Genomic DNA, 22,639 nt, shown 5'->3' on the forward strand with positions numbered 1-22,639 from the left:
AAGAAAGCTTTAAGGATTAAAAACGGAAAGGAGTGGTATTTAACCTCCTTTCCGTTCATTATCATTTTTTAATTTGCCACAATTATTTCCCAGGATAAAATATTTGAGAATTTGTTCCCAATCTGTGTGCTTATAAGCCCTACTGAAATTTCAGACATTTCTTCTTCTGTAGTAAATTCTACAGTATATTCTGTAGTGCCCTCTAGGATGCGCTTATAGCCCATAATTTCAGAAGCTGTTGTAATGTTCTCTACGTCGGGCAATCCATCTCCTTTAGCAACAACAATATATTTTCCACCTTCATCTTCAGGCAGATGATTATTGTTCATTAAAGAAACCTTTAGCTGGTAGGTAGCCGGTTCCTCCACCATTACAATTTGATATATTTTACCATTAATAATGTCAGGAGATCCCCAGCCAGATTCAAGATTGAAAATATTTCCATTCCATTCATCCCAGCCACCATAACCGTTATGGGTTTTGGCTGCATCGTTCGTAATCCAAGGTTCTCCAAGAGTTCCCCATCTTCCATCGGCTTCAGCAGCAATAAAAGGAACCGCAGCATTTCCTAAAACCGGTGTAGGGATTGGTTTAATTTCCTCAAATTCGGTATAAAAGGTATCTATAGCTGTTTCGATAGGTAGAAAGGCCGTACGATAAGAAAAAGTAGATCCATTCTCATAATCGGATATATCAAGAACAGAGTCGTCTATATCCAGGAATACCGAATTTTGAGTTCCAGCTGTTGTGGTATACTTCACTTCAGAACCTATCACTCCAGAACTGAGGTCCATAGCGGCAAAGTTAATGGCCAGATCATTCTCTATAAGGACACTTTTTTCAATAGGCCTGTTGAATAAGGTGGTAATATAACGATCTCCGTAAACTTCTGCGGTGACCGATTCCATAATGGATTTATGGCCCTGGTCATCAAAAGTTCTAAACTGAAAATTATATACATTTTCTTCCAGTCCATCAATTACTTTAGAAAACATATCGGTTCCCTGAGTTCTTTCAATAGGAACTACAACCGAATCTTTCTGCCCATTCCAGTAGACACGGACTTCGCTTACTTTTGGGTCGCCAATAATAAGACCTTCAATTTTCACACGGTTTTTACCGGGAAAGACCTCTAATGAATCTACCTTAGCAAGGTATAAGGTTTCCCCATTTTCTACGTACTTTAAATAGTCCTTATTATCTTCTGAACAGGACACGATTCCTATTATAGACAAGACAATTAAACAACTGGCTACTATATATTTAAAATTTCTCATAATCTTTAATTTATTCTACAAAGTCTGGATTACCATAAACATGAATTTCCGAAATGGCCATAAATTCACCTCCGGCCCAGTTTTCCAGAGACTCGATTCTGAGGTATCTTACGGCTGGCTTATTAATATCAATTTCATAATCAGCACCATCCCGGGCCGCTAAAAGGTCATCGTTATTTTCCTGGCCATATGGTAATCCGGAAGGTTTATTTACTTCATATTCCCCCATTAAGGTCCAGCTATCTAAATCGGGATTATTAGGATCATTAGATCCCCAGATCCTGAATTTCTTCATAGCTCCTAAATAGTAATATAAACGCTGGCCCCCGATAGGTTCCGAAAATGCCCAGATGTGTAATCTACTTAATTTAGTTTTCTGACCAATATCAAAAGTTACCAAATGCGAATCCAGATTTAAATTTCTAGCGGTAAAATAAGATCCCCAATATTCGAGAAATTCATTGTCCCATAAATTAGTTACAGGGTAAGCATTATTTATAGTAACAGCATCATTTGATAAACTAACGGCCCTATAGCTTGACTTAGGCATTAATTGCTCATAGAGTGGTGTGATCTCTGTGAATAAAGTATCGGTCACATTTAACCACCTGTCTCTCACAGCAATGGCAAATTCCTGTGTTATAGTATCAAAACCTCTTAAACTTTGAGAAATTTCACTGGTTTTTGTATAAATACTTGTTGGGAGAGGTTCCCAATCACCTACATCATTCCTTTGCATTATCAATACAGCAATTGATTCCTCTGTTGGATTTTGAGCACTAACTTTTAGCCCACCAAAGTCTGGATTTGCCTCCAAAGATTCAAAAACATCAAAAATTGGAGCCTTTTCTGGCGCTACGGTCACTGTAACTGGTTCAGATTCAACTTCACTTTTATTTACAGCTCTCACCGTCACTTCAATTTCAGATTCACCTTTAAAACCTTCCAGCACCATATTATTGCTATAGTATGAAGCCTTTTCTTCCATTTTAGTTCCATTCTCCAGGGTGTACCGGGCAATAACATATAACAGATTCTCATCCTCTGGTAAATTATAGGTCAATCTTGCCTTACCGGGTAAATTTTCAACGGTTAGGTTCTCTACCGTCCCGGGAGGAGTGGTATCATTAGACAAAGGTGAAGGCCCATCATCTGTACTACAACTTATAATAGTTGTGGTGATTATTGGTAAAATAAAAACCAATAAAATTTGTTTAAGATTTATTTTCATAATGCTATATTTTTTACCAACCTGGGTTTTGAACCAGATTAGGGTTTTGAATTAAAGTCGTTTCATTAATTGGCCAGAAATAATCCCTCGGGGCCACGAATCGCTGTTGGTACAAAGTATTAACCTGATAGTATGAACCTTCAGTGTCACCAAATACATTCCATCCTTTAACCGGTTCATTATAATCACGAACGGCTTTTTTCCATCTCCTAACATCCCAGTAATTCTTACCTTCAAAAGCAAGCTCAATACTACGTTCCTTGTGTATGATCTCCCTCATTCCTTCTTTTGTGGTGTATTTATTCGGGTTCACCGAATAGTTCTGCCAGGAAGTCGCTACACCTTCCAGCCCCGCACGCTCTCTTACGGCATCCACATAATCCAAAACCTCACCTGTAGGTCCGGCCACTTCATTCAGAGCTTCGGCATACATAAGATATAAATCTGCCAGTCTTAATTCTGGCCAGGCATACTCCTTATATAAAGTACCACTAAAGTTCACCTCCCAGTTAACCAGTTTTTTGATATAATAACCTGTAACATTAAAATCAAAGGCATCTGAACTTCCAGCGTAATCTTTATATTTAGCTTCAATATGATATTTGGTCTCTTCAGAACCACTATCATTTATATACCAGATGGCACCATCAAATCCAAGGTCTGCATAGAATCTTGGCTCTCGATCAAAATTAAGGATTGAGGTGCGATATCCTTCCTTGATATTAAGCCTGTCATCTGGACCGGCTTCCCTAATTCTGGTAATATCACTAAAGTTCAGGGTTCTGTCTTCCTCAATAGGTACGCCGTTTTCAGTATAAAAATTTGAAGCTGCTTCAATAGTAGCCCCAAAAACCTTCCTGGCCTGCCAGTGTGCTACTTCTCCTGTTAAAGGAGCCATAACCAGACGCTGTAATTCGTAGGTACGACTTCCAGCATTTGACCAGATTACTTCACGGTTCCACCGTTCTGTTACTGCCTGCCTTATATCAAGTTTAGTCTCCGTGGTTTCAGAAACATCAAAAGGAATGTCTTCTTTGTAGAAGATCGCATGCCCATTAGCTTCTGCTACCTCAATAGCCTCTTTAGCGGCATCGGCAGCTCTTTGCCACTTAGACTCATCGTAAGTGGTATCAAATAATGGAGTTCCATCATTATTTACCAGTCCAGACATATCAGAATTCCCATTAAATAAAGGGCTTGCTGCTGTTAGCAATAATTCAGCCTTTATACCAAGGGCTACAGGCCTGGTTACTCTTCCCAATTCATCCTGAAGGTTCATAATTCTAGGAGGAAGATTTACTGCCGCTTCATCCAGTAACTTCACCAAATAATCCACAGTTTGATCTATAGGTTCCCGAGAAACCTGAAGTTCACTTTCCGGAGCATCGATAGCCACTACTTCACGCATAACCGGAATAGGACCGTACATACGCATCAAATAATAATGATAATAGGCTTTTAGAAATTTAGCCTCTGCTATCCATCTTAAGCGTTCTGCCTGAGTAATGTCTGGAACCTGATTTTCATCTTCTAAGTTCTCAATAAAGATATTACAGTGCCTTATACCATCAAAAAGCGGGTACAAATCACCAGGGCCAGCGGCCTGATAGCGACCTTCCCAGGCATCCATGTAGGGATTTGAAACTCTTTGTAAGCCTCTTGCCACATCAAAAGCAAAACTATTAATCGCCGCATCCTGTCCAGGAATCCAGGTTTCATCTCCAGCAAGCATCCCGATATTATAAACACCATCCCCATTCTTTGGAAGATAGGAATAACAGGTAAATAAATATTTTTCAGCCTCATTCCTAAGATTAAAAGCCTGATCTATGGTTTGGATATTATCTGGGACCACCTCCAGAAAGGATTCTTCACAAGACCCCATACTTAGTGTTAAGACAGCCAGAAAGATCCAGCTAAAAGCTCGCTTAACACCAGTTAATTGTTTTTTCAAAATTTTATTTCTAATTCTCATAACTCTCTTGTTTAAAAATCAACTTTAACACCCAGGCTATATACAGATTGTATAGGATAGCCCAGACCATTACCCCCCATTTCAGGGTCCCACATATCAAAATTACTCCAGACCGCAAGGTTATTACCAGAAAAATAAACTCTTAGATCCCTGATATCGAACTTGGAAAGGAATTTAGAAGGCAGGTTATATCCTGCTTCAACGGTTTTTAACCTTAGAAAAGAACCATCACGCATCCACCAGGATGAAGTCTGGTTATTATTTTCAATAAAAGTATCACTCAACCGTGGCCAGAATGAATATAGATCCCGATTACTTTCTGACCAATGGTCTTCTGCAATTGCATTTAATAAACCGTTTTGAGCTGAACCAGTTATTACAAACGGCGATATATTCCACGGATTAATAAAGAAAGAAGTTCTTCCTACACCCTGGAAAAATAAGCTCAGGTCAAAATCCTTAAATCCTATGGTACCTCCAAAACCATATACAATCTCTGGTATAGTTGGATAACCCAAAGGAACCATATCGTTTTCAGATATTACACCATCACCATTTACATCATGATATTTGATATCCCCTCCCGTATAATCTCCAAATTGTGTAGGTGCATTCAAGGTTTCTTCATGGTCTACAAATAAGCGCTCTGCGATGTAACCATAAGCCTGGTTAGTATTGGTCCCGATCCTGGAACGGTATGCCAGTTCCTCCGGATAATTCAACTCATCATACTGCAGGATTTCATTGGTTGCATAGGTGAAATTCCCTCTTAGCTGAGTATACCAGTCCTGATTGATCTGTTTGTTATAGGTTACCGTAGCATCAAGTCCACGGCTTTCGGCCTCCGCAAAATTAGTTGAAGGAGTAGCAGTAAGACCTAAAGTAGATCCTATATTTGATCTGGCCTGCAGGATATTATCCCTTCTTTGCCTGAACACATCTACAGTAAAATTCAAAGCATTGTATAATTCCAGGTCCAGTCCCAGATTAATCTGGGTAGATTCTTCCCACCCAATATTTTCGTTGGCGTAACGCTCAATAAACACCCCATTTCTATAATAACCAAAGGTTTCACCGAAAGCGACGCCATAATTTGGATCGTTCAGGTTGACATTAGAAAGATAGAAGAAACGGTCTGCCACATTACCTATCTGGTCATTACCAACTTTACCATAGGTACCGCGAAGTTTCAATTGTGAAACCACATCTTTTAGAGGCTCCCAGAACTTCTCATTCGCGATCGAATATCCAACACCTACCGATGGGAAAAATCCATATCTGTTCCCCAGGGCAAATCTTTCAGAACCGTTGTACCCAAAATTGAATTCAAATAAATACCTTGTATCATAACCATAAGAGACACTACCGGAAATCCCATGGTTTCTATTAGGTAGAGAACTCTGAACATTTCCGGCATTTCCGGTTTCAAAACTTTCCAAATAGTTGATCACCCTTGCCGATACCGCATGCACCTCATCAAAGGTTCTGTTATAACTAATTTCTGTTTCCAGGTGTGCGCGAGAATCCAAAAGCTTCGCACCTTCATTATAATTAAGGAATTCAGTTCCAGGTGTACCTATAGACCCCTGTCCTCCAGGATTAATTACATCTAATACTAACTCACCTGTAACGGGGCTGATATTAGCATCATAATAGAACGGGTTATACTGCCTGGCAACCTCGTAATACGAATACCTTCTTAGATACCCCATAGCACGAGCCTTAAGCCCTTCAGTAATAAAATCAAAATCCTGTTTCAAGGCAATCTGGGCCTGTAGGGTAGACGCCTTATTTGTTTGATATCCACGTACCATTTCTGCATATGGATTGATCAGAATATTGTCGCTGCCAAAACCTGTTGGAGCTCCTCCGAATAGCGGATGCTGAATATAAGGCAGATTCTCAGCCGGGTATACCGCCGGGAACTTAACAGGGTTAGACCATAAAGTTAAATTAAATATACGTTGCCCACCGTTTATTAAATTCCCATTCGCGTCTCTTCCGCCAACCGGACCATTATAGTCATCAAACTGTCCATATAATCTTACAATACCTGTTGTGGTAGGGGTAAGATCTATATCCAGGTTGGTCCTAACCGAATAATTTCTAAGTTTAATATTATTATTGAAATTGTTTATCCCTTCTACATTCAGTAAACCATTATCAATATTATAAGTTCCTGCAATATAGTACCTGGCCTTTTCGCCTCCACCAGAAGCACTTATATTATAGCCCTGATTTACGGTATAATCTTTTATTAGCTCATCTATCCAGTTGTTACTTGGATATAAATAAGGATCATCTCCTATAGATGTTCTATAGATTTTATTTTGATTATAAGGTAACTGTGCTTCAGGATTACGTGTAAGTGCCGCTTCATTCGCTAGTTGCATATAGGTAATATTATCGGCAAAATTAAAATCCTGGGTATTGGTAGACACTCTTGTTTCACTTCTAAACTGGAATCGCGTTTTGCCTTCCTGTCCCATTTTAGTCTGGATCAAAACCACACCATTTGCTCCGCGTGCCCCGTAAAGAGCAGCTGCAGCTGCATCCTTTAAGACCGAAAAGCTTTCAATATCATCCGGCTGAAGGCGGGCCATATCCCTGGTAGTAGATTCGATACCATCAATTAGAATCAATGGATTTTGTTTACCAGATCCAAAAGTCCCCAAACCTCTAATAAAGAAATCGGAGTCGTCTGCTCCGGGCTCACCGCTACGTTGAAAAGCGACCATCCCGGCCACCCTACCAGCCATCATAGTGGTAAGGTTATTAGTAGGACCTTTTAATTCTGAAGGGTTCACAGCAGTAACAGAGCTAACTAAGTTTGCCTTTTTCTGCACTCCCCCAAAACCCACAACAACGGTTTCGTCTAAGGCCTCAACATCAGGATTAAGAGTCACATCAATTTGAGACCTGCCATCTACCTGAATTTCCTGAGAAGAAAAACCAAGATAGGTAAACTCCAAAACAGCATCAGACGAGCTAACACTTATTTGATAATTACCATCAAAGTCGGTCGCAACTCCATTGGAAGTTCCTTTTTCAATCACATTCACTCCGGGAATAGGCATATTATTATCAGAAGCCGTAACCTTACCGCTCACAGTAACTTGTTGTGCCATTAAAATTCCGGAGGATAAAATTAGAAGCCCAAACAAATAAATGTTGAGGCTGTTTTTAGAAATTTTAAAAATTCGCATAATTGTTTTTCATATTAGTTTTAGTCAGTTAATGAAAAATGTAAACGTTTACATTATTGTAAAAAATTAATCGGATAATGGTGGATCCGAAGCAATAGTGTTAAGTTTTTGTTATTTATTTGGGGTTAAATCTATGCCTTACTTTATTCCTTTCCAAAAAAAAACTAAATTAAATGTTATTTTAACATTTATAGAGGGTTTTAATTTTCATTTTATGATCCATATCAAAAATTTATTATCAAATCCGAAACAGAAATATTATTTATACCCGGAAAACACACAATAGCAAAGGTGTAATTTAAATTTTGGATCTTTTTTCTTCCAGCAGATTACTAAAAAAATTCCGGCGGTAAATAAAAACAAGAAAAGGATTAAGAGGTGGTGCTATGGCTAATGACTTAAAATTTATTAAGTTATTTTTAACATTTAATATATTATTAAATTTATGAATTGCAATTTTAATCTCTCCTATTCCGTTTAATATGAATTATATTTCCCACAATAAAGAAAATTCCTTCCAGAGCTACTAAAAGACAATGAAAACCAAAAAAAATAGTACTATTCATGATATATCTAAAAAGCTAAACCTTAGTATAGCAACGGTCTCAAGAGCACTGAATAACAGTTCCAAAGTAAAGCCCCGTACAAAGGCTAAGATTTTAGCAGCCGCCTCCGAATTAAATTACCAGCAAAACCATGTGGCTCTTGCTCTGAAAAGTGGCCAAAGTAAAATTGTAGGGGTTGTTGTGCCCTTTCTTAACCATAATTTCTTCTCATCAGTAATTGGAAGCATAGAAAATACATTGAGTAAGGAAAACTATCATGTTGCAATATACCAGACACACGAAAGTTACGAAACAGAAGTAAAACATATAAAGGCCCTGCTGAATGCGCAGGTAGATGGTATATTTTTATCTGCTTCCAAAGAAACAAAAGATTATGGCCATATAAATGAAGTCTTGGAAAGGAATAAACCTTTGATCTTTTTTGATCGAAAACTGAATGTTCCTGGAACCAGTTCAGTTGTTATTGATGATTTTAAAGCTGCTTATGAGGCAACTACTCATTTAATTAAACAGGGAGCTAAAAAAATCGCTCATTTTGCAGGAGACTTCCAGTTAGAGATATATCAAAATAGGTTTAATGGATTTATTGAAGCCTTGAAAGATAATCACCTAGATTTTGACAAAAGGTTTTTTTACCGAACTGATCAAAATGTTGAAGGTGGGATAAAAGGTATGAAAAGCATATGGCAATATAAAGACAAACCTGATGCTATATTTTCTTCGAATGATTTTGCCGTTGGTGGAGCCATTCAGGTAATTCGTGAATACGGGTTGTCTATCCCAAAGGATCTTTTAATTGCAGGATTTAGCAACGAACCTTTTACCCAGTTTATGGAGACCCCTATAAGTACTGTAGACCAGGCCCCTCTGAAAATGGGTGAGACTGCTGCAGAAATTTTCCTGAAAAAAATCAGAAAAGAAGAAAATCTCACCAAGGAAAATTCGATCATTCTTAATCCCACCTTTTTCCCAAGAGCATCTTCACTTAAAAACAGATCATGATTCACAAAAAAGAGCCTTAAAAAATTATGACACTTCAAGATTTAAATTCTCTTGGAGTCTTACCATATTTTTCTTTAAAGATTTTTCTGAAGTATTTAATATTATTAAAACCAACTTCATAGGAGGCCTGAGAAACAGAGAAATTTTCATTTTTAATAAGTTTCGCTGCCTTTTCAATCTTCAGGTTTCTGATATACTCATTTATATTCAAACCTGTAATTGCCCTAAGTTTCCTGTACAAGGAGGTCCTGCTCATCCCTATATCCTGAGATATCATCTCTACATTATCCGTACCCTCACTAATATGTGTTAGTATTATATAATTGAGTTCGGTAAGAAATTCCTTCTCCTTATTTAATAAAGTGGAATGTTTATCTTCTTCTTTGCTTACTTTCCCCGTTCCAGTTCCACCTTTAAAATAATCCTGCAATCTTTGCCTGCTCACCAGTAAATTTTCAACCCTGGTCTTTAGAAGTTTTGGATTAAAAGGTTTTACAATATAATCGTCTGCACCCTTTTCATACCCATTAGTGATACTTTCAACATTTCCTTTAGCCGTGAGAAGTATAACAGGAATATGGCTGGTGGAATGCTGCTGCTTTAATTCAGAACATAAATCTATCCCGTTTTTTTCAGGCATCATAACATCTGAAATTATAAGATCGGGAACATATTTGGAAGCCTTTATAATCCCTTCCTTGCCATTCATTGAATGAAGCACATCATATTCTTCCTTAAAAATCCCGTTCAGGAAATTTAAAATCTCTTCATTATCATCAATGATCAGAATAAGTTGTCGGTTCTCTTGTGAGTTAAGACTGGCTATTTGCGTCTGAGTTTTGTTATTATCAAAAACGGCTGTTAGTTTTGTCATAACTTTCTCTTCTACCTCATTAAATTCCTCAGAAATTTCTTTGATTTCAACTTCGGGAATCGTTAGAGTAAAAACCGTTTTCTCTTGTGGTCTACTTTCGGCTTCAATAGTGCCTGCATGTAATTCAGCAAAGCGTTTGGATAAAGCCAATCCAATTCCCGTCCCTTTTTTACGAATATTAGAATTAGAACGGTAATACCAATCGAAAATATGTGATAGCTCTCTGGCATCAATCCCTGTTCCTGTATCACTTACGATAATCTGAAATTTTCGGTCATCACAGATCAATTCTACTTTAACTTCACCACCTTTCTGGCAGTATTTTATGGCATTTGAAAGTAAATTGTTAACTATAACTTCTACTTTTTCGATATCTATATAGAACATTTTTTTATCTGCTGGAAGTAAATATTCAAGTGATATATTTTTTTCTTTCGCAAGGGGAAGATAATTTTCGATCCATCTCTTTAAATTACCCGAAAGATCATTTTCCCTTTTGTTCAGCTGGCTCAGGCCTTCTTCAGCTTTCCTAAATTCCAGTAATTTATTAATGGAGCGATGCAACCTTTTAGCATTTCTCTGAATAAACAATAGGTCATTTTTCAATTTTTTATTCTGATTTTCGGATAAAAGATTTTCAACGGGAGCAAGAATCAATGTTAAAGGAGTTTTTAATTCATGAGAAAAAGCCGTAAAAAATCGAAACCGCTCCTCGTTCAGATCCTGTTCTAGCTGACGCTCTTTTTTCTCAAATAAAAGTGAATTTTTAAGATATACTCGTTCTGAATAATACCTGAAACTGATCCATATAAGTATAACTCCAGCGATTATGTAAAGTATGTAAGCAGGGATAGTTTTCCAAAAGGGAGGGAAAATCGTTATTTTAAGTTCTTTATTATTCTCAGTATCGAAACCCGAGTTAGTCTTCACCTTAAGTGTATACTCCCCGGGGGGGACACTCGTAAAATTGGCAATTCCAGCATCCTGTTCAATCCAGTAATCATTATAGTTTTCGAGTTTATAAGAATAAGTCAAATTCCGGGCTTCGGGATATTTCAAGGCTGCGAATTCAACCGAAAAGGAGTTCTGATAATGTTTTAACCTTATTTCATCCTGATATAGAATCGTTTCCCTAAGTATAGAATTATCCTCACTAGCATTCACATTAACAAGTTCATTCAGAACTTTTAACCCCTTAAAAAACAAATAGTAGTCTTGCTCTAAAGTTCTGAAATGATCCGGGTCTAAAATGTTCAAGCCATTATTTCCCCCAAAAAAGAGATTGCCGGATGTATTTTTTAATGCAACACCAATATTGAACTCTCCTGACTGAATGTTATTTAGAGTAGAAACATCCAGTATTGCATTTGTTTTAACATTGTAACGGTTTATACCTTTATAGGTCCCCATCCAGACATAGGTTTCATCTTCTTGTATAAGACTGTTCACAGAATTATTACTTAAACCCTCTGCTTCGGTAAAACTCAGTATTTTTTCCGTTTCCGGATTAAACCTGAGCAAACCTCCATATCTGGTTCCGGCAAGCACTTCACCATTTTGCAACACTAACACTGAAAATATTACATCGCTGTTAAGTCCCTCGGTGTTATCCTGATTATAATACTGAGAATTACCGGCATCAGGATTATACCTTATCAGTCCCGATCCAAAGCTGCCAAGCCATAGATTCCCATTCTTATCTTCGTCTATGGAACGGATATCAATTTTACCTAATTCTTCAATATATTCAAACTTATCCTGGCTTTCCAAATACCTGAATAATCCTCCACGATTCGTACCAACCCAGATCGTTCCCTTCCCCGATTCGAAGACATCACGCACATCACTGCCTTTCCCGACAGGTCCCTGAAGATAGTGCCTGGAATTACCAGTCTTTGGATCCAATCTGTTTAGCCCCCCCTGATAGGTTCCTACCCAAACACGATTTTTACTATCTTCAAGGATAGATAGAATATAATTATTACTTAAACTTCTACTATCCAATTCATTATGACTGTAATTACGGATATGACCTGTTTGGGGGTCATATAAATCAAGTCCGCCTCCATCAGTGCCTATCCAGACTTTGTTATTCTTACTCTTTGCCAGAGCTCCTATCCGGTCATGACTTATAGATTCTTTATCTCTGTTATGGACTAAAAGTCTTACCGGTTCCCCCTGAGGGTTCACATAATTTATTCCGGTGGGTGTACCAATCCACATATTATGGTTTCTGTCCATAGTAATAACAGAAACTGTTCTGTTAAAGACACTACTTCCATCACTTTCCGGCAAATACCACCTAATCCTTAAATTAGTGTTATTATCAAACAAAGAAGATTTCTCCAGTATATTAAGCCCTCCATTTCTCGTACCGATCCACATATTCCCTTTCCTGTCTTCTTCAAAACATAAGACATCGTCGTCACTTAAACCGTCAGGACCAGATATTGCCCTGTTTACACGAATTGTATCATTTCCTTTGGTTATGATCTGAAGGCCATTTCTCGTACCAATCCACAAATTCCCGTCAATATCTTCATACAAACTATTAATAACAGCCGGTAAATTAGAATTAGCCTCAGAAAAAAGATGAGTAATTTCGGCATTTTGAAGATTGATCTTATTAAGCCCGTTATCATAGGTCCCAATCCACAAAAGACTATCATGTTGCAACTCCATGGAGGAAATCTCATCAGAAGTTAAGTTAATATTTCTACCAAATTTTTCCTGAAGTGTTTTCAGATCCCAGTTATCGTCGGCAAACTGAATTCCTCCACGGTAAGTTCCAATCACCGGGTGACCATCCGGTCCCATAGTTGTAGAACTTACACTGTTATTAATTAATCCGTCTTCAGTATCTATAAGTTTAAAACTATCCTTTTTAAAATTATAAATTACCAGGCCTGCATCTGTTGCGATCAACAATTCATGACTTTTGTGCATTTTCAATTGCTGAACATAATTATTGGCAAGACTAACAGAAGGAGATCCGAGATGTTTTTTGAACTGGACGAAATTATTCCCATCGTAACGATTTAAACCATCTATGGTAGCAATCCAGATAAACCCAAGGGAATCCTGCTTTATATCGTTTATGAAGTTATGTGATAATCCTGAAGAAACATCCAGGAGATGAAATTGCAGACTATCCTCGATTGATTTATTTTTTATCAATTGAGTTTGTCCAGCTATAAAATTAATTTTCAAAATTAATAGAATAATAAATACGTAACGAATCTTCATTTCTGGATTTAAGATTTTACTAAAAATATAAATTAATATCCCCAAAATTCAGGAAAAAATAAGCATTGCACGATATACCCCCTTTTTTTTGACAGTATACCCCCCACCCTTTAATCAGCAAATCATGAAAATTGTAAGTGGATTTTTAGGAAACTCATTATACTAAATCGTTTTCTAAAATCAGATTGACATTTTATTAATCATCCGACTAATTAAAAGCTAAAAAAGTATGTCGAAAATTTTATTTAAACCTGAAAACTGCCGGAAATATATTTCTGCTTTTTTCATTATGTTCACTACATTCCTTTTTGCTCAGGAACAGGAAATTACTGGAACTGTTTCTGATGATAATGGGTTACCTCTACCAGGTGCCACAGTACTCATCAAAGGTACATCAAACGGTACAACTACCGATATGGATGGGAATTTTTCGCTTGAAGTAACTAATCCTGAAGATAAGACACTTGTTATCTCATTTATTAGTTATGTGTCTCAGGAAATTCCAATTAATAATCAGACATCATTTCAGATCATCCTTGAATCTGACCAGCAAGCGCTAAATGAAGTTGTGGTGGTGGGATATGGTGGAAAAAAAAGGGCAACCTTAACCGGTTCAATTTCTGAAGTGGAAGGAGAATCTTTGGCGGAAAGTCCACAGCCTAACCTTTCAAACTCGTTTGCCGGCCGGATGTCTGGTGTAATTACAACTAACCGTGCGGGGGAGCCAGGATACGATGACTCTTCTATTTTAATTAGAGGCCTTGCCACTACTGGTAATAATGATGTACTTGTTGTTGTTGATGGTGTCCCTGGCCAGGTGGGAGGCTTGTCAAGGTTGTCTCCTGAGGACATCGAAAGCGTTACGGTTCTAAAAGATGCATCGGCAGCCATTTATGGTAGCCGGGCTGCTAACGGTGTAATTCTTATTACCACCAAAAGGGGTAGAAATAATTCAAAGCCACAGATTTCCTATAAATTCGATATAGGGTTTTCCTCTCCTACCAGACTGCCAGACATGGCAGATGCCTCCACTTATGCACAAATAAGAAACGAAATCGCCTATTATAATAATCCTGATGGAGGTTTAAATCAAATTTATGATGATAGCGAAATTGAATTATTCAGAAACGGATCAGATCCGATAAATTATCCTAATACCGACTGGGCTGAGGCAACACTACAGGATGTAGCAATTCAAACACAGCATCACTTAAATATTAGAGGAGGTGGAGAAAACACCAATTACTTCTTCTCTCTTGGAAAGACTTCCCAGGAGGGACTATATAAGAATGGAGCTACACAGTATGACCAGTATAATGTTCGTTCAAACATAGATGTAGACTTAAGCGACCGCTTAAATGTTGGATTATCTTTATCTGGAAGAAAAGAAGATCGTCAATTCCCAACGGAAGGAGCTGGATTTATTTTTAGATCTATTTATAGAGCCTACCCAACAATTCCAGCTTACTATCCTAATGGAAACCCTTCTACAGGAATTGAAAATGCCAACCCGGCTGTTTTAGCAACAGACCTTGGAGGCATTAATGATAACCCCAGGTATGTTTTCAATGGTATTCTAAGAGCGGAATATGAGCTTCCATTTCTGAAAGGCTTGTCTGTAGATGGTTTCTTTTCGGTTGATGAACTTTCAAATCGTGTGAGAAATTTCAGAACGCCATATACACTTTACAACTACAATCGTCAAAATGATGTTTATGAGCAGGTTATTGCAGGAGGTGGTCCAGATATGCAAGCTTCTTTAGATGAGGAGCAATACAATGAATCTCAAACCGTTGCAAACATTAAACTGAATTATCAAAACGAATTCAACGGGCATAATATCGATGCTTTTGTAGGTTACGAACAAAGTGAAACCAATTCTCATACGCTTGGGGCCAACAGGATTCATTTCCCAACAACACAAACTCCTGAACTTTCCCAGGGAGGACCGGCGGCGACCGATAGAAATAACTATGGATATAGTTTCAATTTCACTCGCCAAAGTTTCCTGAGCCGAATCGCTTATGATTATGAAGAAAAATATCTGGCAGAATTCCAGATGAGAGCAGACGGTTCATCAAATTTCCCGGATGGTAAAAGATTTGGATATTTCCCCTCTATTTCTGCTGGATATAGAATTACTGAAGAGGAATGGTTTAATATAGAGTTCTTTGATGATCTTAAATTTCGTGCTTCTTATGGTCAGTTAGGTAATGATAATGTTGGCCAATTTCAATATTATGACAATTATTCATTCAACAACCGTTATATAATTGGAAATGAAGTGGTAACCGGTATTGATCTTACAAGACTGGCAAACCCTAATATTACCTGGGAGGTCGCAAAAAAGACTGATATAGCCATTAATGCCAACTGGCTAGAGCATTTTAGCACAGAACTGGTTTATTTTAGACAAAACAGAACCGATATTCTTATTAACAGAAATGCTTCAATTCCTGAGGTAACAGGTATTGTTAACCCCTATGATGCGCAGACACTTGTTCCGGCAGAAAATATCGGAGCTGTAGACAGTCATGGTTTTGAAGCTAGCCTGGGATATCAACATAATAGTGATGATGATTTTGATTTCAATATCATGGGTAACTTCACATATGCGAAGAACGAAATCCAGTTTATAGATGAGGCCGCAGGAATCCCCGATTATCAAAGACAAACAGGAAGACCTATGAATACTTACTTATTATATAAGACCCTAGGCATTTTCCAAAGTCAGGAAGAAATTGACAATACCCCCTCTGTTCCAGGTGCAAAACCTGGAGATCTGATCTTTGAAGATTTAAACGGCGATGGAGAGATCACTGCTGATGATCAATATCGAACCAAATACGGGAATATTCCGAGAATGACATTTGGCCTTACCTTCGATGCCACTTATAAGAATTTTGACCTGTCAGCCGTAATTTCAGGGCAGGGCCAGGTAAGACAATATGTCTTGCCAGAATCCGGAACAATTGGTAACTTTTATAGCAGTTGGGCCGATAACCGCTGGAGCCCGAACAATACGGATGGTACTTACCCCAGAGTTAGCGAAAGATCTTCTTCTGCAGTTAGTGGAGGCCTTTACAGAAACGATTTCTGGTTAGATAATAATGCTTTTGTGAGGTTAAAAAGTTTGCAGGTAGGATACACCCTTCCCAAAGACTGGATGGAAAGGTTATCCTTATCAAATGCTAGAGTTTATGCTAGTGGATTTAACCTTTTAACCCTTACCGAAGTGGAAGATTATGATCCGGAAGGTTTTAGTGAAAGCGGACAGTTCTATCCACAACAGAAAATTATAAACCTAGGATTAAACGTTCAATTCTAAAAATATACTATGAAAAATATATTCAACATTAAATTAATATATGCCGCTCTTATTAGCAGTATATTATTAACAGGATGCGAAAAGGATTTTTTGGAAATAACACCAACAGATCGTGTTTCGGATGCTGCGATCCTCTCAGACTCTACCCTATTTGAAGCATTTGTGATAAATAGATACCTAGGGGTTCGCCTTACCAATAAAGAAGGTGACGGAAGTTTACCCGGATTTGGCCGGGGATTCGAATATGCCATGTGGAGTTCCCTTACCGATGAATCCATCTATAACAATGATGATAATACCTGGTTAATACAGCAGGGACAATTATCTCCCGAAAATACCGGAATAGCCGGTACCTTTTGGGGACGTAGTTATAGGAGCATTAGGGAAATAAACTACGCTTTGGCTAATATTGATGATTTACAAATGAGTCAATCTCACAAGAATCTTCTTAAAGCTGAATTACATTTTATACGTGCTTACCGCTACCATGATCTTATCAGAAATTATGGTCGCGTAGTCCTGGTTGGGGATAGAGTAGCTGAACTGGGAGATGATTTTTCAGATCCGTCATTATTCGAGAGAAGTTCCATACAGGAAGGAATTGACTATGCAATAAGTGAATTGAATCTCGCTATTGAAGGATTACCGGTTAACAACAACGCTAACTGGCAGGAAGGTCGTGCCACAAAAGGTGCTGCCATGGGTCTAAAATCAAGATTACTGCTGTATGCTGCCAGCCCTCTTTATACAGAAGGTTCTACAGATACACAGAAGTGGGCTGAAGCTGCTCAGGCTGCTAAAGAAGTTATGGATCTTGGAGTTTACAATCTTTATCCGGATTACAGTGAACTTTTCCTAACCCCGGGATCAAATAGTGAAATAATCTTTGCAAGATATTATAACCTTAACCAGTTACATACTCACCTGGAGATTGCCAACGGACCCAATGGTTATGGCGGATGGGGTGGAAATGTACCATTACAGAATCTTGTAGACGATTATGAAATGGAAGATGGTAGTGAATTTAGCTGGAATGACCCTGAAGAAGCTAAAAACCCGTACGAAAACCGTGACCCAAGATTCTATGAGACCATATTATATAATGGTGCGGAGTACAGAGGAAGAGAAGTTGAAACCTTCGTACCAGGGGGACTGGACAGCCAGGATGGTCCTGCTAACTGGAACACTAGTAAAAGTGGATATTATCTTAGAAAATTTATTGATGAAGATTTACCAATCCAGAATCCATGGGGAGCTGCAGGAATACAAAACTGGATCTATATAAGATATGCTGAAATTTTACTGAATTATGCTGAAGCTAAGAATGAAGCCGGCGGGCCGGATGAATCGGTTTATGCAGCAATCGACGCAATAAGGGAAAGAGCAGGCATGCCTCCTCTTCCTGAAGGTCTTTCTCAATCAGAAATGAGAGAAAGAATACGTCATGAAAGAAGAATTGAATTAGCCTTTGAAGAACATCGCTTTTATGACGTTAGACGTTGGTTGATTGCCAACGAGACAGCAAATGAACCAGCTAAGGGAATTACCATTACCAAAGATGATAATGGAGATCTTTCCTATGAAATCAAAACAGCTCTTGAGGGACGTAGTTTTAAAGAGAAGCATTACTGGTTACCAATTCCACGTGCCGAGATTTTAGCTTCAGATAACCAGCTTGAGCAAAATCCAGGATATAACTAAAATTTAATTTTTGTTTCAGTAGTTAGTTTTTATCGGCTGTATCCGGACCTTCAGGTCGGATACAGTCGATTTATAAATTTTTAAGTAGAAGACAGGCCTACTAACCTAGTACAACTCTTAATCTTTAAAATGAAAATTAAAAGACATTTTTTTATACAAGGACTAATACTAAATTTCTCCTTCCTTATATTATTTGCCAGCTGTGTATCCTGCCAGGAGAATGAAGATCTGAATGAATCAATACCTCCTCCTGAGAAGGAAGATGGGAGAATAAGTTTAATTATTGACCCAAGCCTAACCTATCAAACCATAGATAATTTTGGAGCAAGTGATGCCTGGTCCACCCAATTTGTTGGAAGATGGCCAGAAGCCAAGAAAAATGCCATGGCTGATCTTCTATTCAGCTCAGAAAATGATGAACAGGGCAATCCTCTAGGTATTGGCCTTTCATTATGGCGATTCAACCTGGGAGCGGGAAGTGCTGCACAGGGATCTTCCAGTGGTATCTCAGACTCCTGGAGAAGAGGTGAGTCGTTTGTGGTGCCGCAAACCGGGGAATATAACTGGTCAAAAATGGCCGGACAGGTTTGGTTTGCCAATGCAGCTAAATCTCTTGGGGTTGAAAAACTACTTGTTTTCACCAATAGCCCCCCCGTTACAATTACCAGAAATGGCAAAGCCTTTACCAGTGATCCAAATCTTTCCAATTTAGCTCCGGAAAATTATGATGATTTTGCCATTTATCTGGCTAATGTAGTTGAAGGAATGGCAGAAATGGGTTTGGAAGTTGATTATATAAGCCCTGTTAATGAACCCCAATGGGACTGGACAGGAGGCCAGGAAGGAACTCCTTTCTGGAATAATGAAATTGCGGGAATTGTAAGGGCTATTAGCTCAGAGTTCACCGAAAGGAATCTGACTCAAAAAATAGATCTACCCGAGGCAGGACAGATTAATTACCTGTATGAAACAGGAAATAAACCGGGACGATCAGATCAGATTGACGATTTTTTTAATACTTCTTCAGAAAACTATATTGGTGATCAGGACTTAGTGAGCAAGGTTATTTCCGGTCATAGCTACTTCACTACTTCCCCCTATTCCAATATGGTTTCCATGCGCAAAAATCTTGATTCCAAGCTTGAAAGTATCCCGAATCTAAAATATTGGATGTCTGAATACTGTATTTTAGGTGATAATGCGGGTGAAATTGAAGGAAATGGTAGGGATTTAGGAATAAACCCGGCTTTATATATTGCCCGTGTTATCCATAGTGACCTAACTGTTTCTAATGCATCTGCATGGCACTGGTGGCTGGCAATTTCGCCTTATAATTATAAGGATGGGCTGATCTATGTAGACAAAAATGAACAAAACGGAAATTTTTATGAAAGCAAAATGTTATGGGCTCTTGGAAATTATAGCCGCTTTATAAGACCAGGATTTCGAAGGATCAAAATAAGTTCTTCTAACTCTAATAAGGATTTCCTATATTCTGCCTACAAAAATCCTGAAACAGGAGAAAAAATAGTTGTTATTGTTAATTCCAAATACGAAGACATTTCTATCGATCTGGAAGCAAAAGGCAATGAAATTAAGGATTTAACTGCTTATGTAACTTCTCCTGTAAAAAACCTGGAAAAAATGAACCTTCAATTAAACGATTCGTATAAGATTCCAAAAAGATCCATAACCACATTGATCTTCAACTAACTAAATTATGAACAGGATAAATTATAAACATCTATTAGCCTTATTGATATTATTGATTCTTAATACTGAATTATCAGCACAACAAGCTGGAAAAGAACTTTTCAATGAAGGCTGGAGTTTTAAGAAAGGTGACAGCACTGAGGTATTTTCCAATTCTGACTGGAGAAGCGTACAACTGCCACACGACTGGAGTATTGAAGGTCCATTCAATTCAAGATGGGCCAGTGGTACCGGATTTCTTCCAGGTGGAATTGGCTGGTATAAGAAGAGTTTTGATATAGCCGATTATAGCCCGGAAAAAACATATTCTATCTACTTTGATGGTGTTTATAAGAACTCTGAGGTCTGGATCAACGGACATTATCTTGGGAAAAGACCAAACGGGTTTATCCCTTTTCAGTATGAGCTTACCCCCTACCTTAAGGCAAATGATAATCAAATAATTGTTAAAGCAGATCACACCCAACATGCAGATTCCAGATATTATACAGGATCTGGAATTTATCGAAATGTATATCTACTGAAACAAAACCCAGTACATTTCGCACAATGGGGTGTTTTCTTTACTACCCCTGAAATTTCTGAAAACAGCTCAAAAGCTAAGGTTTCAGTAGAAGTTAGAAACAAAACCAAGGATACCGTTCAGACGATCATTCATGCAGAATTATTTGATAAACAGGGCAATGTTGTGGCTACTAAAGATAAACCGCTTTGGCTAAGACCCGGAAAACAGAATTATGTAGAATTGAATTTCTATGTTTCTGATCCAAAACTCTGGTCCCCGGAAAATCCAAATCTCTATGATCTAAAAGTCAGTATTCAAAAAGCCGATCACTCGGTTGTCGATGTCTGGGAGCAAAAAGTCGGATTTAGAACTTTTAGATTTGACGCAGACAAGGGCTTTTTTCTCAATGGAGAGAATATGCTAATAAAGGGAGTTTGCATTCACCACGATGCCGGAGCTTTAGGTGCGGCTGTACCAAAAGAGGTATGGAGGGAAAGATTTGAAACCATTAAGGAACTAGGTGCCAATGCAATCAGGATGAGCCATTATCCTCATCAGGATTATATCTATGACCTGGCTGATGAAATGGGATTCCTGGTTCAGGATGAAGCTTTTGACGAGTGGGAGTTCGGAAAGAATAAATGGATCACTGGCTGGAATGTGGGAACTCCTGGCAATGATGGTTCTCATGAAGAGTTTGCAGAATGGGGAACACAGGATGTTCAGGATATGATTAGACGTAATAGAAACCATGTTTCTATCATCATGTGGAGTATTGGAAATGAAGTAGATTATCCCAATGATCCTTATAGCCATCCAGTACTGGACGAAGGTCGAAATCCGCAGATCTATGGGAAAGGCTATCAGCCCCAAAATCCCCCAGTTGAACAGTTAGGAAAACTGGCCAATGAATTAGTGAAAGCTGCCAAAATGTTCGATACTACAAGAGTGGTAACTGCTGCGCTCGCAGGAGTTACCATGTCTAATTATACTATCTATCCTGAAGTTCTGGATATTGTTGGCTACAATTATCAGGAATTCAGGTATGAAGAAGACCATAAAGCTTTTCCCGATAGAGTGATCTACGGGAGTGAAAACGGAGATGCACTTGATGCATGGTTGGCGGTGAAAGAAAATGATTATATCTCTTCACAATTCCTGTGGACCGCATTCGACTTTATGGGCGAAGCAAGGGAATGGCCAAACAGAAGTAGTGGCGCGGGAATCATAGACCTGGCGGGAAAACCAAAACCCGATTTTTATTTTAGAAAAAGTCTCTGGAGTGAAGAACCAATGATTTTTTTAGGAATAACCGATAGTAAAAGCAATGTTCTGGGAAGAAGAAACATCGAAGAGTCCTGGACCGGCAATAATGGAGAATCCAAATGGGTAACCGTTTATACAAATACTGAAGAAGCCGAATTATTTCTGAATGATAGATCTTTAGGCAGACAAAAAGCAACTTATTCGAACGAAAAAATGATCGCCTGGGAAGTTCCTTTTGAAAAAGGAGAACTAAAAGCAATAGGGTATATTAATGGAAAAAAAGTGGCCGAATACAACGTAGAGACCTTTGGTAAAGCCTCTAAAATTCAAACCTTAATTAATAAGGATTCTTTCTCAAAAAAAGGCGACATCATTCTTCTTGATCTTCTACTGATGGACAATCAGGGAAATCAAATAACCGATCAGGACCAGATAATTGATTTTGAAATCAATGGACCCGGAAAAATTCTTGGCCTTGAAAGCGGTGACCGTAACAGTCATGAAAATTATCAGGCATCCCAAAGAAAAACATACCGGGGTAAACTAAGGGCTTATATCCAGATAACAGATGATTCAGATCAAAATCTGGAAATAAGCATAATAAGTGAAGATTTTGGTAAGGAAAGAGTGAAAGTCAAAAAAATAATATAAACAGGACAAAATAGAAGTTCCTTTTTGGAGGATTTCAATAAAAAAATAAAATTTCATTATCATAAATTTTAAGTGTAATTTAAACACCTGAATTTGTT

10 protein-coding genes are annotated in these 22,639 nt (G+C 38.1%); 5 read left to right on the forward strand and 5 right to left on the reverse strand.

What is annotated here, in order from left to right:
- Window positions 1–68: 68 nt before the first annotated feature.
- Genes LU635_RS14420 through LU635_RS14435 form a run of 4 tightly spaced genes read right to left on the reverse strand, consistent with a single transcriptional unit; the run spans window position 69 to window position 7,611 of the window.
- Window positions 69–1,277 carry a DUF4998 domain-containing protein gene (locus LU635_RS14420; protein ID WP_240100194.1) on the reverse strand — a complete coding sequence of 403 codons (1,209 nt, stop codon included), beginning with the start codon at window positions 1,275–1,277 and terminating at the stop codon, window positions 69–71.
- A 10-nt stretch (window positions 1,278–1,287) separates the two neighbouring features.
- The gene (locus LU635_RS14425) at window positions 1,288–2,508 is read right to left on the reverse strand and encodes a DUF5000 domain-containing lipoprotein (RefSeq protein ID WP_240100195.1); all 1,221 of its coding nucleotides are present in this window, start codon (window positions 2,506–2,508) and stop codon (window positions 1,288–1,290) included.
- Between the two features lie 13 nt (window positions 2,509–2,521).
- On the reverse strand, window positions 2,522–4,483 hold the full coding sequence (locus LU635_RS14430; protein ID WP_240100196.1) for a RagB/SusD family nutrient uptake outer membrane protein: 1,962 nt from the start codon (window positions 4,481–4,483) through the stop codon (window positions 2,522–2,524).
- Window positions 4,484–4,494: 11 nt separating this feature from the next.
- Window positions 4,495–7,611: a SusC/RagA family TonB-linked outer membrane protein gene (locus LU635_RS14435; protein WP_240100197.1), complete on the reverse strand. Its 3,117-nt coding sequence runs from the start codon at window positions 7,609–7,611 to the stop codon at window positions 4,495–4,497.
- A gap of 614 nt (window positions 7,612–8,225) precedes the next feature.
- On the opposite strand from LU635_RS14435, the gene LU635_RS14440 reads away from it, so the two are divergent.
- The gene (locus LU635_RS14440) at window positions 8,226–9,257 is read left to right on the forward strand and encodes a LacI family DNA-binding transcriptional regulator (protein ID WP_240100198.1); all 1,032 of its coding nucleotides are present in this window, start codon (window positions 8,226–8,228) and stop codon (window positions 9,255–9,257) included.
- A gap of 34 nt (window positions 9,258–9,291) precedes the next feature.
- Here the strand turns inward: LU635_RS14440 and LU635_RS14445 are convergent, their stop codons facing one another.
- Window positions 9,292–13,308 (reverse strand): hybrid sensor histidine kinase/response regulator transcription factor, encoded by a 4,017-nt coding sequence (locus tag LU635_RS14445; RefSeq protein WP_240100199.1) that lies wholly within the window; start codon window positions 13,306–13,308, stop codon window positions 9,292–9,294.
- 298 nt (window positions 13,309–13,606) lie between these two features.
- Between LU635_RS14445 and LU635_RS14450 the strand changes: the two genes are divergently transcribed.
- The 4 genes from LU635_RS14450 to LU635_RS14465 all read left to right on the forward strand — a co-directional run bounded on the left by LU635_RS14450 (window position 13,607) and on the right by LU635_RS14465 (window position 22,541).
- Window positions 13,607–16,705, forward strand: a complete 3,099-nt coding sequence (locus LU635_RS14450; RefSeq protein ID WP_240100200.1) for a SusC/RagA family TonB-linked outer membrane protein — start codon at window positions 13,607–13,609, stop codon at window positions 16,703–16,705.
- A 9-nt stretch (window positions 16,706–16,714) separates the two neighbouring features.
- Entirely contained in the window at window positions 16,715–18,406 is a 1,692-nt protein-coding gene (locus LU635_RS14455; RefSeq protein WP_240100201.1) for a RagB/SusD family nutrient uptake outer membrane protein, read from the forward strand.
- Between the two features lie 129 nt (window positions 18,407–18,535).
- Window positions 18,536–20,119: a glycoside hydrolase gene (locus tag LU635_RS14460; protein ID WP_240100202.1), complete on the forward strand. Its 1,584-nt coding sequence runs from the start codon at window positions 18,536–18,538 to the stop codon at window positions 20,117–20,119.
- 7 nt (window positions 20,120–20,126) lie between these two features.
- Window positions 20,127–22,541: a glycoside hydrolase family 2 TIM barrel-domain containing protein gene (locus LU635_RS14465; protein ID WP_240100203.1), complete on the forward strand. Its 2,415-nt coding sequence runs from the start codon at window positions 20,127–20,129 to the stop codon at window positions 22,539–22,541.
- The last annotated feature ends 98 nt before the right edge of the window (window positions 22,542–22,639 follow it).

It is taken from the genome of Christiangramia crocea (assembly GCF_022410465.1).
GTDB classification, from domain to species: Bacteria; Bacteroidota; Bacteroidia; order Flavobacteriales; family Flavobacteriaceae; genus Christiangramia; species Christiangramia crocea.

What these genes read in the sequence shown, in the direction of transcription:
- LU635_RS14435 (WP_240100197.1), bottom strand. Translation starts at nt 7,611, where the DNA reads ATGGCACAACAAGTTACTGTGAGCGGTAAGGTTACGGCTTCTGATAAT.
- LU635_RS14430 (WP_240100196.1), bottom strand. Translation starts at nt 4,483, where the DNA reads ATGAGAATTAGAAATAAAATTTTGAAAAAACAATTAACTGGTGTTAAG.
- LU635_RS14440 (WP_240100198.1), top strand. Translation starts at nt 8,226, where the DNA reads ATGAAAACCAAAAAAAATAGTACTATTCATGATATATCTAAAAAGCTA.
- LU635_RS14420 (WP_240100194.1), bottom strand. Translation starts at nt 1,277, where the DNA reads ATGAGAAATTTTAAATATATAGTAGCCAGTTGTTTAATTGTCTTGTCT.
- LU635_RS14460 (WP_240100202.1), top strand. Translation starts at nt 18,536, where the DNA reads ATGAAAATTAAAAGACATTTTTTTATACAAGGACTAATACTAAATTTC.
- LU635_RS14450 (WP_240100200.1), top strand. Translation starts at nt 13,607, where the DNA reads ATGTCGAAAATTTTATTTAAACCTGAAAACTGCCGGAAATATATTTCT.
- LU635_RS14465 (WP_240100203.1), top strand. Translation starts at nt 20,127, where the DNA reads ATGAACAGGATAAATTATAAACATCTATTAGCCTTATTGATATTATTG.
- LU635_RS14455 (WP_240100201.1), top strand. Translation starts at nt 16,715, where the DNA reads ATGAAAAATATATTCAACATTAAATTAATATATGCCGCTCTTATTAGC.
- LU635_RS14425 (WP_240100195.1), bottom strand. Translation starts at nt 2,508, where the DNA reads ATGAAAATAAATCTTAAACAAATTTTATTGGTTTTTATTTTACCAATA.